At 47.0% G+C, this 17,938-nt stretch carries 14 protein-coding genes; 4 read left to right on the top strand and 10 right to left on the bottom strand.

The window, feature by feature from the left end; all coding sequences use genetic code 11:
- Positions 1-657: 657 nt before the first annotated feature.
- From R50912_RS03615 to R50912_RS03600, 4 genes are all read right to left on the bottom strand, one after another.
- Positions 658-987 carry a MazG-like family protein gene (locus tag R50912_RS03615; RefSeq protein ID WP_042232512.1) on the bottom strand — a complete coding sequence of 110 codons (330 nt, stop codon included), beginning with the start codon at positions 985-987 and terminating at the stop codon, positions 658-660.
- A gap of 248 nt (positions 988-1,235) precedes the next feature.
- Positions 1,236-1,640, bottom strand: a complete 405-nt coding sequence (locus R50912_RS03610) for a DinB family protein (protein ID WP_231637765.1) — start codon at positions 1,638-1,640, stop codon at positions 1,236-1,238.
- A 225-nt stretch (positions 1,641-1,865) separates the two neighbouring features.
- Positions 1,866-2,174, bottom strand: coding sequence for a hypothetical protein (locus R50912_RS03605; protein WP_042232510.1), 309 nt, complete (start codon positions 2,172-2,174; stop codon positions 1,866-1,868).
- A gap of 42 nt (positions 2,175-2,216) precedes the next feature.
- The gene (locus tag R50912_RS03600) at positions 2,217-2,714 is read right to left on the bottom strand and encodes a hypothetical protein (RefSeq protein WP_042232508.1); all 498 of its coding nucleotides are present in this window, start codon (positions 2,712-2,714) and stop codon (positions 2,217-2,219) included.
- A gap of 174 nt (positions 2,715-2,888) precedes the next feature.
- Here R50912_RS03600 and R50912_RS03595 point away from each other — a divergent pair, with 174 nt between their 5' ends.
- Entirely contained in the window at positions 2,889-3,452 is a 564-nt protein-coding gene (locus R50912_RS03595) for a hypothetical protein (RefSeq protein ID WP_042232506.1), read from the top strand.
- A gap of 136 nt (positions 3,453-3,588) precedes the next feature.
- Here R50912_RS03595 and R50912_RS03590 read toward each other — a convergent pair whose 3' ends face one another.
- On the bottom strand, positions 3,589-4,206 hold the full coding sequence (locus R50912_RS03590; RefSeq protein WP_042232504.1) for a type 1 glutamine amidotransferase family protein: 618 nt from the start codon (positions 4,204-4,206) through the stop codon (positions 3,589-3,591).
- A gap of 139 nt (positions 4,207-4,345) precedes the next feature.
- On the opposite strand from R50912_RS03590, the gene R50912_RS03585 reads away from it, so the two are divergent.
- Positions 4,346-5,149, top strand: coding sequence for a phosphotransferase enzyme family protein (locus R50912_RS03585; RefSeq protein ID WP_052415964.1), 804 nt, complete (start codon positions 4,346-4,348; stop codon positions 5,147-5,149).
- A 96-nt stretch (positions 5,150-5,245) separates the two neighbouring features.
- Here the strand turns inward: R50912_RS03585 and R50912_RS03580 are convergent, their stop codons facing one another.
- The gene (locus tag R50912_RS03580; protein WP_042232502.1) at positions 5,246-5,602 is read right to left on the bottom strand and encodes a hypothetical protein; all 357 of its coding nucleotides are present in this window, start codon (positions 5,600-5,602) and stop codon (positions 5,246-5,248) included.
- A 145-nt stretch (positions 5,603-5,747) separates the two neighbouring features.
- Between R50912_RS03580 and R50912_RS33030 the strand changes: the two genes are divergently transcribed.
- Positions 5,748-6,581 carry a hypothetical protein gene (locus tag R50912_RS33030; protein ID WP_052415963.1) on the top strand — a complete coding sequence of 278 codons (834 nt, stop codon included), beginning with the start codon at positions 5,748-5,750 and terminating at the stop codon, positions 6,579-6,581.
- A gap of 52 nt (positions 6,582-6,633) precedes the next feature.
- Here R50912_RS33030 and R50912_RS03570 read toward each other — a convergent pair whose 3' ends face one another.
- The 4 genes from R50912_RS03570 to R50912_RS03555 form a co-directional block, all read right to left on the bottom strand.
- Entirely contained in the window at positions 6,634-7,656 is a 1,023-nt protein-coding gene (locus R50912_RS03570; protein WP_042232500.1) for a carbohydrate-binding protein, read from the bottom strand.
- Positions 7,657-7,891: 235 nt separating this feature from the next.
- A complete protein-coding gene (locus R50912_RS03565; RefSeq protein WP_042232498.1) occupies positions 7,892-8,461 on the bottom strand; it encodes an SF0329 family protein in 570 nt (189 codons plus the stop codon).
- Between the two features lie 377 nt (positions 8,462-8,838).
- Positions 8,839-14,868, bottom strand: coding sequence for a fibronectin type III domain-containing protein (locus R50912_RS35790; RefSeq protein ID WP_052415962.1), 6,030 nt, complete (start codon positions 14,866-14,868; stop codon positions 8,839-8,841).
- A gap of 305 nt (positions 14,869-15,173) precedes the next feature.
- A complete protein-coding gene (locus R50912_RS03555) occupies positions 15,174-16,163 on the bottom strand; it encodes a tRNA dihydrouridine synthase (protein WP_042232496.1) in 990 nt (329 codons plus the stop codon).
- Positions 16,164-16,502: 339 nt separating this feature from the next.
- Between R50912_RS03555 and R50912_RS03550 the strand changes: the two genes are divergently transcribed.
- Positions 16,503-17,801 (top strand): MFS transporter, encoded by a 1,299-nt coding sequence (locus tag R50912_RS03550; RefSeq protein ID WP_042232493.1) that lies wholly within the window; start codon positions 16,503-16,505, stop codon positions 17,799-17,801.
- The last annotated feature ends 137 nt before the right edge of the window (positions 17,802-17,938 follow it).

The raw sequence follows: 17,938 nt of genomic DNA, 5'->3' as shown, positions 1-17,938 counted from the left end.
AGGAAGACATAAAAATAGAAAAACCAACAAACCATGAGACTTTCGACACAAAAAACTACTCCAAAAGACCTTTTAAGCTTTCAAATGGTAGGGACTAGTTGGAGTCTCTAAATATAATAAAATAAATTTCTCTAATATTGCCCGCCTCCTTAGAAGCTTTTTCTTTAGAGCGTTTAAAAATGATGTAACTCAGTTTAATTTTTTTCTTATAATTCATCTTCAAGAGGCAGTACTTCCAAGTTGCCCTCGCTTCAACGTGAACTTCCAGAAAAAAATGTCGAAAATCTATATCTACCTGTATGTACTCTAACTTAGCTGTAGGACTTTAAAACTAAGCTAAATACATATTTCGTCATTTTCCTACCAGCACCTTCCAAACAAACGTTCTATTACCAGGGATATATTAATAAATTCCTTGAATTGTCATTTTTTGAATCTATATTATAAATTTGATTCATAACAAAATGGTCTGTATTTAATACTTTATAAAAGTAGTTCATGGAATTTTTCCATGCGTTGATTTCGCCCATGGAAACTCTGCCGACTTTTTGGACGTATTGGTTATGAATCTTTACCGCAATGCTGTCTTCGGTCGCATCATTCATAAATTGCTGCTTGGTCGATTCTTAGATAATCATGGAGTTCTCCCCTATTCATTTACTGCCGCGTACTTTTTTTCGAACTTCCCTTAGAACTGGATACCGGATATTTCTCTGCGTTTTTGTTTATTTTCTGAAGAATGGCATCCTTTACGTCAATATTTAAATCATGAACGAGCGTTAGCGTGTAGAGGAGAATATCAGCAATTTCGTCCTGCATGCCGGAATAATTTTGCTCTATGGCTTGCTGGCTATTTTTCCATTGGAAGAGTTCCAGCAGTTCACTCGACTCTAGCGAGATAGAGAGTGCCAGATCTTTAGGATCATGGAATTGTTTCCAGTCCCTTTCGTCGCGGAATTGAATGATTCTCTCGATTAGTTCGTCCATTTCTAGCACCTCTTCATGTTGATCTAATTCAATCTCTAACACTTGCTCTGCACAAAATAATGATAGCCAATGTAAATCCATGAAATTCCTAAAATTATACAGAAAAGGACTTCTGTTAATCAGAAGTCCTTATTAATCCTTAATCGACACGCTCCCCCCTCAATCCTTATAAGGATCGAACTCATCCGCTCCCGCCATGCATCCGATCTTCAATTCGCAAACTCAAATGTTGATTCCGTGAATCTGAGTTACTCAGCCTCACTAGATTTACTATACTCCTCTATTACCTTTTGCATTTGTACAATGTGGCGTTTGGCATGTTGACAAAGGAAATAGATATATTGATAAACATCAATCTTGCCTAAGTTATTTACCGTCATTGTAGTTTTATAAAGTATTCCTTCTCCGTTACTCATCTCTTTCAAAAGCTCTTTGCATTCGTTTATTTGATTATCTAGTAATGCTCTTATTTGTCCTAGTTCTGTTTCCCCTTCTGGCTCCATATGTTCTGGTCTGATCCAATCAAAAGACTTATGTATAGCTATCACATCAAGTTCTTGTAAATTAATTTGGCTTGATTCTATTATTGTATTCAAGTCTTTCTTTGTGGATAGTTCAATTGCTTTCCGAGTCCCTTTTCTTATTAGGATCAATAAAAAATGATTGGTTAGTGTTACATGCTCTAATATTTGTTCAATACTCCATCCAACCTGAGGTTTAAAAAGATAGTACTTCGGAATTTAAAGTAAACCAGTGTTGGTAGTCACTTAATGTTTGAGATAATTCCATATCTATAACGTTTATCGCTTGGTTTACATTCATGTTTTTCATCAGCTTTCGAGTTATCTATGAATTGCCGTAACTTCTAAAATTTCATACTACACAAACCCATCCTCAGGTTCCCCCACCTCAAACCCTAATACCTTTGTCGCTTCTGATTTAAACCTTGCTATCCAAGAATCCCAATCGCTCTGACTCATTCGCGCAAAAAATGACAATCCACTTGGCTCAAGCGATGCCTGAATATAAACATCATCCTCTTCCTGCCCAAACCAGTGTGGAATCCCATCTATGTACCCTTTCCAACCAGGCATAAGCTTGCATATATTAGCAACTTTATTCCATACTTCATCAGGTAGATAATACCATATGTTCAGATTGCAATTATGAGAATTTATTTCCTTCATCTGCCTTCCCCCCTTAGCCTAAAAGCTTATTCCAATCAAACCTTACGTAAGAATCTTCCTGGAATAGACCCTTAACGTATAAACATCGTTCAACTCATCATCGTTGTCACCGGACTCAAAACTACTCTCAAATCCTGCGATATCTAGATATGGCGATAGAACTTTACTTATGTCATTGACCTTCTCTAGTACACATCCAAAAGGTAGTTCTAACCCCTCGTAAAAAGAAACTACGGAAAGGCGTATCGCGGGAATCTGGTAATCAACCCAACAATAAAAGACAAAGGACTTCCCTAGATAGTGTTCGCTCAAATATCGGGACCAAGAATCCTCAATAAAGCTTATAGTCTGCTCTAATTTATTCAGCGAGATCTTGTTCTTCTTGATCAGCTTGTTCAACTTCTGAATGGTGTAGAGGTTATAGCGAGCCTCCGCATGGTACTGTTTCTTGTCGTTTGAGAACAGCAAATCCGGACGTTCTGCTATCTCCAATATTTCGTGGAATGCTTTTATGCCCTTATTTTTGAGAAAATCAATCATTGTATGGTCATAGCTCCAACCTTCAGATAGATTTCAATCATATCGTATCATATGATGGAATTCCCCTCCTATCGTCCGAGGCTCAATCGAGTCAATTATCCACTTGCAAAAAGGATTATTTTTCTATATTTTTGAATATAAAGTAACCATTAAAATAAAAAAGGATACCCTCTAATGAAAAACAAAATGTTATTACTTCTTTCATTGTTATCTGTGTTGTTTATAAGCTGTGACATCAAAATTGTAAATGAGCCTCAGTCGGAGGAGCTTTATAATCCCCCTTCAATCCAGTTAGAAATTGCAGTTGTTGGTGATGTTCCTTTTGATAACATTAGGAATCTAAGCTACATACCCAAAAGCCTCAAAGATATTATTGAAGACACTAATATAAATTATGATGGCTTAATCATTACAAAGGATTATCTGGCTGAAGCAGCCGGGCAGGAATATAAAGATTTTTTCAGTAATATAACATATCCGGTATTTTTCATGGGGACTGAGAATCTACTGGTGAATGTATTTCATGACGACAGATTAACTCTTGAATCCGCAAGAATAAATGGTTTTGGAGCTCATGTAGCCGGATTTGTTCTATTAGAGGGCAGGTTTCAGCAGTGGGGCTTATACTTACCCAATAACCCTACCGAACAAGATATGAATAGAGATATGATTCTAAGAATCTCCAATATATTAGAGGATTTCAAAATTCTACGCAGTAACATGAAAACTGCAACTTAAATTCACCCTATAGTGGAACACGACAAATCCCCCACTACTACTTATAGATGCCCAGAAGATGTGTCCTACCAACCCTGACCAGACCAACAGAAATACCCTCTCCGTGAAGAGAGGGTACCCTTATTAACTGCTTCTTTTATCCCATCAACGCATAGTAATACTTCGCTTCCTGAGTCTTATACAGACCATACCAGGCATCTAATTTGTGTGGAGCCAATACATCCAGGGCTTTCAACACATGCATCGAGAATTCCAGCGGGGCGATGCCGGATGCCGTGATCAGCTTGCCGTCCGTTACAGCAGGCTGCTTCTGGAAGAACTCTTCGCCGGTGTACGCGGGACAGATCATTCGGAGGTACTCCAGATCATTACTTGTATGCGGGCGTGAATTTAATAGTCCAGCCTGGGCAAGTCCCATGGTAGCCCCGCAGATCGCTGCCACTAATACATTCTCCTGTATACATCTCTCAGCAAGCCCGAGGATGGGCTTGTGGATGGCTTCGGTCCACGTCTCTCCGCCGGGTAGAATCAAGGCATCTCCGCTTGTCATGCTGAACTCATCCACCGTGAGGTCAGGCATTATTCTCAGTCCGCCCATGGTAGTGATAAGTGTCTTCTCATTGGCTACGGTTACTATTGTAGATGGAGCTTGTCCCTCCTTGTAACACCTTCCCGAGTTCAGTTCAGCCGTTAGATACCCTACCTCCCAGTCTGCCATGGTGTCTAACACATATAGATATACCTTATTATTCATTTGTACGTCCTCCTTCAAGGATTCATGTGAACCCTATAATTTCTATATTATAGAATAGCTTCACTGACAGCTGCTGTCAGTGAAGCTATTAAACCTGAGCACCTCCAGTCAAAAACAAATATAATCAACAGTTACATTTTTGTCCAAAAGCAGATGTGTTATTGTACCCATCTACAAAGTCACTGATCTGGAGAACAACAGTTACAGCCTCCGGTTACATATCTCCAAAGGTGACGCATTTGAACAAATTTGGAGTAAGCGGGAAGTTCTTCAATCCGAGATGGTCTGGGTGGAAGGTGCGCAGAAACCTTTTATTCCTACAATAGAAGACGCCAGGGCCGTAGGTGAAATGATCGGCAAGTTACATAGACAATCCTCTACTTGGCAAATCCCAGGTTCATTTGAACGCCCTGCCTGTGACGGCTCCCGGATATTACAATCCCTTAATATGCTTAAGGAACGCGCTAATACCGGACTGCTTGATGCAGGTGATACAGAGCTTCTACTCCATGCGGGTGAGCGGATAATTAACCTGATGAACTCTATTGAACGAACAACCAGCAACTGGGGAATGATTCATGCGGATTTGATTCCAAATAATTTATTATTTTATGAACAAGAAGTGCGGCCCATCGATTTTGGCGCTTGCGGGTTCGGTTATTACTTATTTGATCTGGGCTGGACGTTCTCATATATACACCCTGCATTCAGAGAACAGTTACTTCAATCCTATTCTAACTATCATTTGTTGCCAGGGAACTATATTGAGCTGCTCGAAGGTTTCTTCGTTGCGGGACAGCTTGAGACCATGAATTTCTGGCTGGGACTACCAGACTCGCAAGAATGGCTGCCCGAGCACATCGGTAGATTAGCCAGTAGAGAGATTTATGCCTACGTAAACAATGAATCGTTCCTCTTTGGCGGAGTGCCGCATTGGGAATGACCCTTCACCTGGGCTTGGCACACGCGCAAAAAGAAAGACGCTACGGAAATTCCCGAGCGTCTTTCTCATTCTACCTCCTATACTCTCTATAGAATTTCACTTCATATCTTCCATTTCGCTCACAATCTCTGGTGTGAACTCCCGTTCTGTACCATTTGATTCAATAATGGAAATTTGCTCAGGCGGGTTATCAAGACTCTTCCCCCTGACCAGCAACTGCCGTTCCCCTTCGATTTTGTACTTTCTAATATACAATCCTGAGCCGATATCTTCGAACGGATACTTGTCGAAATCATCCCAGCTTAGTGAGGCTCCCTTTTCAGATAAGCTCTTTAATTCATGCAATGAAATATATTCCCTTACATCTTCTTTCTCTTTATTTTGGCAGGCTGCACAGAACATTAATACGAACAACAATGTCATTGAAAGCTTAAAGCATTTGGATAATGTCATACAATCCCTCTTTTCTTCCATTTTTTAATTGCTATATATTGGAAATTATTATACCATATTTATGTAAAACACACTAATAATAGAACAAAGGAGGCGTGATAAACAACTGCAAGTCAAGTGTGTTAAAAAATCAGGAGGTTTCTGAATGAAAAAACTACTTTCCTTGCTCACAGCTGTTGTAATGGTATTTCTGCTTACTACCCCAGTATTAGCAAGCACAAATACTAACGAAATCAATTCACAAAATGTTTCAATAAATCAACTGGAATCATCTGTTGACCCTTTAGCTTCTTTTAATCCGGATCCAAAAGAATGGTTAGAATGGTTTAATAGCTTACCTGAGGAAGTACAATTGCAAGTAAATTACAGACCTGCTGGATATACCTCCACATTCAGTAAAACAGCCTTACCAGCCAGTGAAATACCAATTAATGAAACACAGTACACTCAAAGTTCTTCTGAACCTAAGCAGGATTCCAATAAATCTGCAGAAGTCCAACGACTTGAAACCATGGTAACTGGAGGATACGAACATCCATATAGCACCAGTGTTTGGGCACCATTGACAGATAAAGCGAATTGCTACGCTTATATGTTAAATACCTCTACCTATTCAGGCCACAAGTTACAACCAGGTGAAAAGGCAGGAAGTATTTTTTCAAGTTTAACAACAAACAGTATCATTACTGCAGCAAAAGCAGACATGCCTTACATGAGTAAATCTCTTCGTAGTTCTTCTTATAGCGAGGTTCCAGGTTATAGGGAATACAAAGTGGCATTAGTCATTGCTCCCAATTATGATTATCACTGGTATAGACAAGATGCTGACGGAGGCTGGTCACATAAACGCGGCCTGACCGCCATTGATTTCAGAGATGCAAGCGGCAACTCCGTTCGCAACCCGCAGACCGCTGATCGCAATTATGGTAATGGTCTCAATTATTCTACATTCAGCGGATGGTATATTATTAAATACTAGCTCGAAAAAAAGACGCTGCGGGGTAACTCCCCGAGCGTCTTTTTGCTTTCCCTTAATTCTGCCCTCCATACCCCTTATACGTCCCGTACACAGCATTCGCATACTGATCCGCCAGAATCGGACGCCCGTAGGAATCGGTAGCGCCTGGATACCAGTTGTCGCCTCCGTTATAGTGTAAGAGTCCGTTGTAGATATTTCCGAACCTGACAATCTTCTCATCGAGAATCAGTCCGCCTAAGGCTACCTGATCCTGTTCGCTGCTGTGATTATACGTGCGGCCGAATTTGGCGCTGAATTGGGATAGATAGGCATTGCGTGTGTTCGGTTCGACCTGCATCAATCCGTCACCGGCGGAGGGACTGCCCGGCAGACCTGCTCCGAAGCTGCTCTCCTTCTTGATCACCGCGCTCAGTAGTAGTGCGAAATCTCCGCCTTTCCCGAATGTATTGTCCACATTCATGACATAGGTCCAGATCTGACTGGGAACCTCGGAGGGCCTCGTTACCGAAGGATTCGGTGAACCCGTATAGATTTTTACGGAAGTCATCTTGTCATTGACACTGTCGCCGACCCAGGAGGAATCTGCCGTATAGGTCCACTTGGTTCCTCCAAAATTATCATTCTCATAGACTTCAACCGTCCAACCGTTAGGAACCTTGAGCGAGGACATCCAGTCATTCGGAATTCCGGCAGCATTCAACTGAGATAATACATAATTGCCTACGCCAAGGGTTACGGCGTTGCCTCCATAATTAATATTCGCATAGAAGATAACTCCATTCGTTGCCGGGGGTGTTGTCGGCGCAGGTGTCGGTGTCGGCGTTGTGGTGCTGGCGCTCTTCCATAGCGCAGGAACATTAACTGGCTCCCAGCCTGTGAGGGAAGTATGTGCCTGAAGACAGGTATAGGTACCTCCGCTATAGGTTACGGTATCATTTACTGCATATGCCGTATTGGGAGCCCATGCTCCTCTGGCGGCCGCGTCTGCCTGCGGTAAGGCTGTGAAGAATAGGGATAGGAATATGGCTGCGACTACCAAGAGGGATAAGGCTTTGGCTGGAACTTTATTGATCAATCTCTTAAACCTCCTTTATTTAATTTACCGGTTTCGCCCATTGGGCGAACCACAGGTATATTGTATTGTCGTTTGTGAAAATAATTCCATAACTGATGAACTTTAACGGGTTGCCTCCATAACGAAATAGCTCCACTGACATTCGCCGTCAGTGGAGCTATCCAAGCCGATATTCCATGGAATACCGTTCCTATCGCATTACATTCTCTTATGGTTGCCTGCAACATATTACGCCTCACAACGCCCCCCGCCGCAGCTCATAGAAATACTGCACAGCCGGATGCTTCAGCTCCATTATCTCCGCCATTCCCACGATCCGCTTTTTCCCGACCCGTCTGTCCACCAGCGCCAGAATATTGAGTACCATATCATTACTCTCCAGGCTCTCCTCAATAGGCGTCGTCAGGAACTTATTCGCCACCACGATGAAATTCGATTTAGTGAGAGCAGTCTGCGCTGACATTAGCTCTTTGGCGTGTTCTGTACTTTTTCGGCTTCTAGCCATTACGATCAGGCGATCCTCCGGCACTGGCCCCTTGGCAGCTTGTCTGACTGCTTCAATGTCGTCCTCGCTGACAGGAATCTGGAGATGCGGATCATTCTTAATCTCCAGCTCTGTCTGATACCACCTGATCCTGTTCGTTTTATCACCCATGTTGAGTACGTTCTTTTTATCCACCGAGATGTAACAGATCCCTGATTTATCCGCAAAATAACGGTAACCCGGTGCGCGGTATTCTACCCTTCCCTCTAACGCAGGACTGAGAAAACCCTCCAGTTGTTGCTTCAATTTGCTCCAGGACATGTGATTCCACCTTCCATAACCAACAAGAGGAACGGCTCTTGGCTTGTCCCTTCCTATTCATCCGATCCTGATTGTCATTGCAATTACTCAGATATTCCGCAAGATTGTCTTCATGCAGGCGATACAGATAGATTCTTCCCGCTTTAAGCTCGTAACGATAAACCTTTTCACTTAATTCAGGGGAATCCGCTATCACTTGCATCACCAAGATGAGAAACATAACTCATAATATCATAGTTATTGACTCTTTTTCATCCAAGCCCCTCCGCCCGTATCGATCCCCTTATATTCCACGTTATTTTTCCCACCAAAAGAAAAGGGTAATCCGTTTATGTCTCTTAGGACATCAAAGGATTACCCCCGCTTTTGAAAGGATACTAAATTAATCCCGACTCCTGAAGAAGCCGCTCCACAATCGCTGCCACCTCAGCTCTAGTCATGTAGTCTTTCGGTGCAACCTCTGTGCTGCTTCTTCCCGAGACAATGCCAGCCTGTATGGTGTCAGCAATACTGCTCCGTGCCCAATTGGAAACCTCCGCCGTATCAGCATAAGGAAGAAGTGCTGCTTCTACGGATGGATTAGATAGCTTCGCTTTTAGATTCGTGATCATCATCGCTTTGGCGATAATCACCATCGCCTGTTCACGGGTAATGTTGTCGTTCGGACGGAAGGTTCCATCTTCAAACCCGTCGATCAAGTGATACGTCTTAGCTGTATTTATAGCATTGTTGAACCAATCTGCAGCCTTCACGTCCGAGAAGGCACTCACACCATTCTCCAACTTGAGCCCCAATCCACGAACGATGATCGCTGCAAATTCAGCACGTGTAACATCCTGTTCAGGATTGAACATGCTGTTTGCTGTGCCCTCAATCACCATTCTTGACCCCATATCGTTGACAGCAGCTTTTGCCCAGTGGTCCGAGACATCACTAAATTCAAGCGGATGCCAGACAATCGAATAGGTACTATTCGTCAAGCTGTTTACCTTGGCGTAATATTTACCGTCGCTTGTAACTATCTTAGTGGGTACATGACGAACTGTTCCGTCCGGTTCAATTACAACTCCTGTCGTAATCTTGTTAGGATCAATCCCTTCCGGAATAGCGATAGTGCGTTCTACATAAACATTAAATTTAGATACTTCAACGGTTGTACCAGAACTTGTTGCTCTCACTGTAAAATCAATGGGTGGTGCTACCAAAGTAAACGATCCATTTGCCGCCGCATCCGCTACTTTTTTCATACTTTCTGCTGTCGGCACAGCAATTTCAATCTGAATGGTGATATCCTGCAAGGCAACTGCCTTACCAAATTGATTGGAGATCGAGTCAATATTAATTTGCTGTGCTGGCAGGACGTACGTTGCCCGATCCGTTTTCATCTCTAATACAGCCTGTTTATTTTCCATATTTTTAACCATTTGACCATTCAGTTCACCAACGACTATATCGGACTTCGCATTAACTGGAATGGTTACAATCGCATTTTGGCCTTCAGAGGCAAGCTTGTCGTCCAACTTTTTCTGGTCAATGGCAACTGTTGTCACCGTTTGATCATCCCGGTTGCTTGTTGTTGCCGTTCCCGCATTTTCCACCTTACCATTAACGAGAACATCAACGCCTGTTCCGGCCTGTGGTGTTGGTGCCGGTGTTGGTGCCGGTGTTGGTGCCGGTGTTGGTGCCGGTGTTGGTGCCGGTGTTGGTGCCGGTGTTGGTGCCGGTGTTGGTGCCGGTGTTGGTATAGTTACAGGTTCTGGAGGTGCCATTGGGATAACAGCATTAGATGCACCAGAGGATACACTGCTGCCCGCTCCATTAATCGCCTTCACCGTAAATGTATAACTTATTCCATTCGTTAAGCCTGTCATTGTAACCGGACTTGCAGTTCCGCCCATAACTACGTTTCCTGGTGAAGCTGTCACTTCGTATCCTGTAATTGCCATTCCACCATTATCGGTTGGGGCTGTAAAGCTAATCACGGCCTGCCCGTTTCCAGCAGTTGCTGAAACATTCGCCGGGGCTGCTGGAACCGTAGCTGAAGTTACACTTACCGTGTTCGAACTTCCCGCGTTCGCTCCGCCTGTCACCACCAGCCGGAAGTCGTAACTCATTGCCGGACTTAATCCCGTCACAGTTGCTGTTCCAGCATTCGCTGCAATGGCTCCCGTCGTCGCTGTGGTCCAGCTATTCGCTCCCGCAGGCGACTGCTGAATGACAACACTTGTCGCTCCGCTTGCTGCCGTCCAGTCAAACGTTGCGCTCGTGCTTGTCTTCGCTGTGCTTGCAAAGTCGGTAATTGGTTCGGCGTCAGTTGTCACACTTGCTGTGTTCGAGTTCCCCGCGTTCGCCCCGCCTGTCACCACCAGCCGGAAGTCATAACTCATTGCCGGGCTTAATCCCGTCACGGTCGCTGTTCCAGCATTCGCTGCAATGGCACCCGTCGTCGCTGTGGTCCAGGTATTCGCTCCGGCTGGCGACTGCTGAATGATTACACCTGTTGCTCCGCTTGCTGCCGTCCAGCCGAACGTTGCGCTCGTGCTCGTCTTCGCTGTGCTTGCAAAGTTGGTAATTGGTTCGGCGTCAGTTGTCTCACTTACCGTATTCGAGTTCCCCGCGTTCGCCCCGCCTGTCACCACCAGCCGGAAGTCATAGTCCGTTGCTGCGGTGAGTCCTGTCACGGTCGCTGTTCCAGCACTCGCTGCAATGGCTCCCGTCGTCGCTGTGGTCCAGGTATTCGCTCCGGCTGGCGACTGCTGAATGATCACACCTGTCGCTCCGCTTGCTGCCGTCCAGCCAAACGTTGCACTCGTGCTTGTCTTCGCTGTGCTTGCAAAGTCGGTGATTGGTTCGGCATCAGTTGTCACACTTGCTGTGTTCGAGTTGCCCGCGTTCGCCCCGCCTGTCACCACCAGCCGGAAATCATAGCTCATTGCCGGACTTAATCCCGTCACGGTCGCTGTTCCAGCATTCGCTGCAATGGCACCCGTCGTCGCTGTGGTCCAGCTATTCGCTCCTGCAGGCGACTGCTGAATGACAACACCTGTCGCTCCGCTTGCTGCCGTCCAGCCGAACGTTGCGCTCGTGCTTGTCTTCGCTGTGCTTGCAAAGTCGGTGATTGGTTCGGCGTCAGTTGTCACACTTGCTGTGTTCGAGTTGCCCGCGTTCGCTCCGCCTGTGACTACCAATCGGAAGTCATAGTCCGTTGCTATGGTGAGTCCCGTCACGGTTGCTGTTCCAGCATTCGCTGCAATGGCTCCCGTCGTCGCTGTGGCCCAGGTATTTGCTCCGGCTGGCGACTGCTGAATGATCACACCTGTCGCTCCGCTTGCTGCCGTCCAGCCAAACGTTGCACTCGTGCTTGTCTTCGCTGTGCTTGCAAAGTCGGTAATTGGTTCGGCGTCAGTTGTCTCACTTACCGTATTCGAGTTCCCCGCGTTCGCCCCGCCTGTCACCACCAGCCGGAAGTCGTAGCTCATTGCCGGACTTAATCCCGTCACGGTCGCTGTTCCAGCATTCGCTGCAATGGCTCCCGTCGTCGCTGTGGTCCAGCTATTCGCTCCCGCAGGAGACTGCTGAATGATCACACTTGTCGCTCCACTTGCTGCCGTCCAGTCAAACGTTGCACTCGTGCTTGTCTTCGCTGTGCTTGCAAAGTCTGTAATTGGCGCTGCGTCAGTTGTTGCATTTACCGTGTTCGAGTTCCCCGCGCTCGCCCCGCCTGTCACCACCAGCCGGAAGTCATAGCTCATTGCCGGGCTTAATCCCGTCACGGTCGCTGTTCCAGCATTCGCTGCAATGGCACCCGTCGTCGCTGTGGTCCAGGTATTCGCTCCGGCTGGCGACTGCTGAATGACAACACCTGTCGCTCCGCTTGCTGCTGTCCAGCCGAACGTTGCGCTCGTGCTTGTCTTCGCTGTGCTTGCAAAGTCGGTGATTGGTTCGGCATCAGTTGTCACATTTGCTATGTTCGAGTTGCCCGCGTTCGCTCCGCCGGTGACTACCAGTCGGAATTCATAGTCCGTTGCTGCGGTGAGTCCTGTCACGGTCGCTGTTCCAGCACTCGCTGCAATGGCTCCCGTCGTCGCTGTGGTCCAGGTATTCGCTCCGGCTGGCGACTGCTGAATGATTACACCTGTCGCTCCGCTTGCTGCCGTCCAGCCAAACGTTGCGCTCGTGCTTGTCTTCGCTGTGCTTGCAAAGTCGGTGATTGGTTCGGCGTCAGTTGTCACACTTACCGTGTTCGAGTTCCCCGCGTTCGCTCCGCCTGTGACTACCAATCGGAAGTCATAGTCCGTTGCTATGGTGAGTCCCGTCACAGTTGCTGTTCCAGCATTCGCTGCAATGACTCCCGTCGTCGCTGTGGTCCAGCTATTCGCTCCCGCAGGCGACTGCTGAATGATTACACCTGTTGCTCCGCTTGCTTCCGTCCAGCCAAACGTTGCGCTCGTGCTTGTCTTCGCTGTGCTTGCAAAGTCGGTGATTGGTTCGGCGTCAGTTGTCACACTTACCGTGTTCGAGTTCCCCGCGTTCGCTCCGCCTGTGACTACCAATCGGAAGTCATAGTCCGTTGCTATGGTGAGTCCCGTCACAGTTGCTGTTCCAGCATTCGCTGCAATGACTCCCGTCGTCGCTGTGGTCCAGCTATTCGCTCCCGCAGGCGACTGCTGAATGATTACACCTGTTGCTCCGCTTGCTTCCGTCCAGCCAAACGTTGCGCTCGTGCTTGTCTTCGCTGTGCTTGCAAAGTCGGTGATTGGCGCTGCGTCAGTCGTTGCATTTACCGTATTCGAGTTCCCCGCGTTCGCCCCGCCTGTCACCACCAGCCGGAAGTCGTAGCTCATTGCCGGACTTAATCCCGTCACGGTCGCTGTTCCAGCATTCGCTGCAATGGCTCCCGTCGTCGCTGTTGTCCAGGTATTCGCTCCGGCTGGCGACTGCTGAATGATTACACCTGTTGCTCCGCTTGCTGCCGTCCAGCCAAACGTTGCGCTCGTGCTTGTCTTCGCTGTGCTTGCAAAGTCGGTGATTGGTTCGGCGTCAGTTGTCACACTTGCTGTGTTCGAGTTGCCCGCGTTCGCTCCGCCTGTGACTACCAATCGGAAGTCATAGTCCGTTGCTATGGTGAGTCCCGTCACGGTCGCTGTTCCAGCATTCGCTGCAATGGCACCCGTCGTCGCTGTGGCCCAGGTATTTGCTCCGGCTGGCGACTGCTGAATGATTACACTTGTCGCTCCACTTGCTGCCGTCCAGTCAAACGTTGCACTCGTGCTTGTCTTCGCTGTGCTTGCAAAGTCGGTAATTGGCGCTGCGTCAGTTGTTGCATTTACCGTGTTCGAGTTCCCCGCGCTCGCCCCGCCTGTCACCACCAGCCGGAAGTCGTAGCTCATTGCCGGACTTAATCCCGTCACGGTCGCTGTTCCAGCATTCGCTGCAATGGCACCCGTCGTCGCTGTGGTCCAGGTATTCGCTCCGGCTGGCGACTGCTGAATGATCACACCTGTCGCTCCGCTTGCTGCCGTCCAGTCAAACGTTGCGCTCGTGCTTGTCTTCGCTGTGCTTGCAAAGTCGGTAATTGGCGCTGCGTCAGTTGTTGCATTTGCCGTGTTTGAGTTCCCCGCGTTCGCTCCGCCTGTCACCACCAGCCGGAAGTCGTAGCTCATTGCCGGACTTAATCCCGTCACGGTTGCTGTTCCAGCATTCGCTGCAATGGCTCCCGTCGTCGCTGTGGTCCAGCTATTCGCTCCCGCAGGAGACTGCTGAATGATTACACCTGTCGCTCCACTTGCTGCCGTCCAGTCAAACGTTGCGCTCGTGCTTGTCTTCGCTGTGCTTGCAAAGTCGGTGATTGGCAAAGGGACAACTGCGTCGTCAATCACAATATTATTTATCCCGTGCCAGCTTGGCGCACTTGAATACAGATAGACTGTGTCTACGTTATCAAAATCTTCATTCAGTGAGACATTCTTGGATACAAATCCATCCATCATCTCATCTGTTTGAAATGAAGCGTTTGCAACTATAATTCCGTCGCGGTATCCAACCACGTCAATTGTAATCGGAACCGCCTCACCATAATTTGCATAAAGGAAATCATTGATCTGAAACTCTGCTCCGTCTGCTGACCTTATCCCCATTCCCTTCCAGCCATTATTAGTTAGGTCCATATCATAGCTTGAAAGTGCATCGAAAAAGTCACCCGCATACGAATCTCCATGTACTAATGTCTTTGAAATTAATGTACCGTTAGTATCGCTGATATTAAAAAATTGTAAAGTAAGGTTAGGAATATTAAACGAACCTCCATCGCCATCCTCAGCAATGCCGTCGTCCCACACGCCTGCGTTAGTTTCAGTCGCGTTAAAAGTCACCGTTGATGAAGCCGTTGCGGATATAACCCCCATCATTTGAAAATTAGTGAGTCCTCCTGATAGAATGAGCATACAAAGGAGCAACATCAATGTCTTTTTTATTAATCTCATAGTATTAATAGATATCCGTCCTTTCATAGTTAGCTAAGACTAAGGTTTCGACATAAAGCTGCTTGTTCCTTTAAATTTTCCTTAAATATTTGGATATTTTTAACGCTAAGTCGGCTCACTTATGTGATAAAAACAGACAATTCTGTGAAAAAGCAAAAAGAGCCAGAGCTGCTACAGCTCTGACTCGATCATTTAACTATTTAAGAATTAAGGCTTGGATACGTAGCAGCTTAATCCCCAAGTCCCTCCGTCCCATCCTGTTCCTTACTCGCAAACTCATCCAGCAGCGCACGCACTTCACTGGTAGACTTGGTGTTCATTAAGTTATTTCTTAATTCACTTGCCCCGCGGAAGCCGCGGACATAAATCTTGAAGAATCGCTGCAGCGGGCTGAATGAACGTGGCTTCTGCCCCGAATATTCATCATAGAGATCCAGATGCAGCCGCAGCAGATCAAGCAATTCCTCACTGCTATGTTCCTTCGGCTCCTGCTCGAACGCAAACGGATTCTGAAAAATCCCGCGCCCGATCATAATCCCGTCCACACCGTACTCTTCCGCGAGCCTCAGGCCGGTCTGCCGGTCGGGGATATCCCCGTTAATCGTCAGCAGGGTATGCGGTGCGATCTCATCACGAAGCTTCTTAATCTCCGGAATCAGCTCCCAGTGGGCATCCACCTTGCTCATTTCCTCCCTGGTGCGCAGATGAATCGACAGATTGACAATGTCCTGCTGCAGGATATGGGTTAACCAGCCGCGCCATTCGCCCAGGTCAGTGAACCCGAGCCTGGTCTTCACACTGACGGGCAGTCCTCCGGCTTTGGCCGCCTGGATAATCTCCGCTGCGAGCTCGGGACGGCAGATCAGGCCGCTTCCCTTCCCGTTCTCGGCTACATTGGCTACAGGACAACCCATGTTAATATCGATGCCCTTGAAGCCTTCCTCGGCCATGCCGATGCTCATCTGGCGGAAGTATTCCGGCTTATCCCCCCAGATATGAGCGACAATCGGCTGTTCATCCTCTGTATACGTCAGACGCCCGCGCACCGCATGATGCCCCTCCGGGTGACAATAGCTCTCTGAATTCGCAAACTCCGTGAAGAACACATCCGGTCTGCCCGCTTCACTGACGACATGACGAAACACAACATCCGTCACATCCTCCATAGGTGCAAGTATAAAAAAGGGGCGTGGTAATTCACGCCAGAAATTATTCGTCATGTTAATAACCTCTCTATGCTTATCAGGACAAATCTTTATCCTTAGTAGTAGTAAAACTAAACCAAATTATATCATAACCCCGTGAGAAACATACTTACCCTTAAAATTGGCAATTGTATAGTTATTTCCCCGATTCCATATGGTAAAATAAAGAAGAATTTACTTTGGGGTGAATTCAACTTCAGGCTTCAAGAAGGAGAATGAATATGAGAATATGCAGTGACAACGCTCCGTGCAAAGTCTGAACCGGACGAAACTGCACGGAGCGGATTGAGTTCGTCCGTTCGGCTTTGCACTTTCATTGAATCGTTAAGAATTCATTGAAAGAGGAGCAGAGTCATGATAACAAAATTCAAAATGAACCTCAGGGAGCTTCGTACTTTCCTGATTTTATGGATTACACAGTCATTCTCGGCACTGGGCAGTGCAATGACCGCCTTTGCCCTGGTGATCTGGTCTTATCAGCAGCATGGATCGGCTCTGACCAGCGCTCTGTTGGTTATCTGTTCCTACGCACCTTATGTCCTGCTGAGTATCTTCGCAGGTGCACTGAGCGACCGGTGGAACAAGAAGGCTACGATGCTGATCAGTGACAGCTTTGCGGCACTTTGTACCGTTACGGTCCTTATACTGATGACAATGGGTAAACTCCAGATCTGGCATCTGTATCTGATCAATACCTTGACTGGCGTGATGAACACTGTACAGCAGCCGGCGTCGGATGTAGCCATCAGCCTGCTGGCTCCGCAGCAACACTACCAGAAGGTTAGCGGAATGCGGTCCTTTTCCAATTCGCTGGTTACCATATTGACGCCTATACTTGCCACTTCAATACTTTCCTTTACCAGTATCCGGGTTGTGATCCTGTTTGATCTGATTACCTTTGCCACAGCGTTCACGGTATTGCTATGCTGTGTCCATATCCCGCAGGTTCCACAGCGGAGCAGCACCGATAGCGAGACCTTATTGCAATCAGCTTCAAGCGGCCTGCGGTATCTCAGGGATAACCGGGGAATTCTGGATTTGATCCTTTTTTTGGCCTTGATCAATTTCACCGCCTCCATTTTCAATGCTGCCCTGCCCGCAATGATGCTCTCACGGACGGGTGGCGGAGAGCTGGCGCTGGGGATGGTCAACACCGTTACAGGGATAGCCCTGATGATTGGGAGTATTTCGGTTGCTATCCTGCCGCCGCCCAGAAGCCGGGTTCGAGTCATTTGTAATTGCCTGCTTTTTTCCATGAGCACCGAGAATTTCTTCCTTGCCTTTGGCAGAAGCACGCCTATGTGGTGTTTGGGTGCAATCCTCGGATGGATATTCATTCCTGTTATGAACGCAAATATGGATGTGCTGTTCCGCTCCACAATTCCTATTGAGATGCAGGGACGTGTCTATTCGGCAAGGAATACCTTACAGTTTTTCACCATTCCTTTGGGATATCTGTGCGGGGGTGTTCTGGTAGACAGGGTGTTTGAACCCTTTATGGCAGTACAGCCGCTAGGCAGCCTGTGGGTTGCACTGGTCGGAACAGGCAAAGGCTCCGGAGCAGCTTTGCTATTCCTTGCAATCGGAATTTTCGGTGCATGTTCTTGTCTGCCGTTCCGGGCAGACAAACATATCTGGAGGCTGGAAGAATAGCTTCTTCTCCCCAAACTGCAATCAGCACAGGGCAGCCGTAGAGCTGCCCTGTGCTTTTCTATATCACCATATTCCAATCGCACTCACATTAACATAATGTTTCCAATTATTCATAATTCATCCTTATTCAGACGAAT

It is taken from the genome of Paenibacillus sp. FSL R5-0912, from assembly GCF_000758605.1.
Taxonomy (GTDB): domain Bacteria; phylum Bacillota; class Bacilli; order Paenibacillales; family Paenibacillaceae; genus Paenibacillus_AQ.
The sequence above is the reverse complement of the archived record's forward strand: the minus strand, read 5'-3'. Positions and strand labels throughout refer to the sequence as shown.

Excerpts from the sequence above, each read along its gene's own strand:
- R50912_RS03615 (WP_042232512.1), bottom strand. The coding sequence starts at position 987 with ATGGACGAACTAATCGAGAGAATCATTCAATTCCGCGACGAAAGGGAC.
- R50912_RS03605 (WP_042232510.1), bottom strand. The coding sequence starts at position 2,174 with ATGAAGGAAATAAATTCTCATAATTGCAATCTGAACATATGGTATTAT.
- R50912_RS03600 (WP_042232508.1), bottom strand. The coding sequence starts at position 2,714 with ATGATTGATTTTCTCAAAAATAAGGGCATAAAAGCATTCCACGAAATA.
- R50912_RS03595 (WP_042232506.1), top strand. The coding sequence starts at position 2,889 with ATGAAAAACAAAATGTTATTACTTCTTTCATTGTTATCTGTGTTGTTT.
- R50912_RS03590 (WP_042232504.1), bottom strand. The coding sequence starts at position 4,206 with ATGAATAATAAGGTATATCTATATGTGTTAGACACCATGGCAGACTGG.
- R50912_RS03580 (WP_042232502.1), bottom strand. The coding sequence starts at position 5,602 with ATGACATTATCCAAATGCTTTAAGCTTTCAATGACATTGTTGTTCGTA.
- R50912_RS33030 (WP_052415963.1), top strand. The coding sequence starts at position 5,748 with ATGAAAAAACTACTTTCCTTGCTCACAGCTGTTGTAATGGTATTTCTG.
- R50912_RS03565 (WP_042232498.1), bottom strand. The coding sequence starts at position 8,461 with ATGTCCTGGAGCAAATTGAAGCAACAACTGGAGGGTTTTCTCAGTCCT.
- R50912_RS35790 (WP_052415962.1), bottom strand. The coding sequence starts at position 14,868 with ATGATGGGGGTTATATCCGCAACGGCTTCATCAACGGTGACTTTTAAC.
- R50912_RS03555 (WP_042232496.1), bottom strand. The coding sequence starts at position 16,163 with ATGACGAATAATTTCTGGCGTGAATTACCACGCCCCTTTTTTATACTT.
- R50912_RS03550 (WP_042232493.1), top strand. The coding sequence starts at position 16,503 with ATGATAACAAAATTCAAAATGAACCTCAGGGAGCTTCGTACTTTCCTG.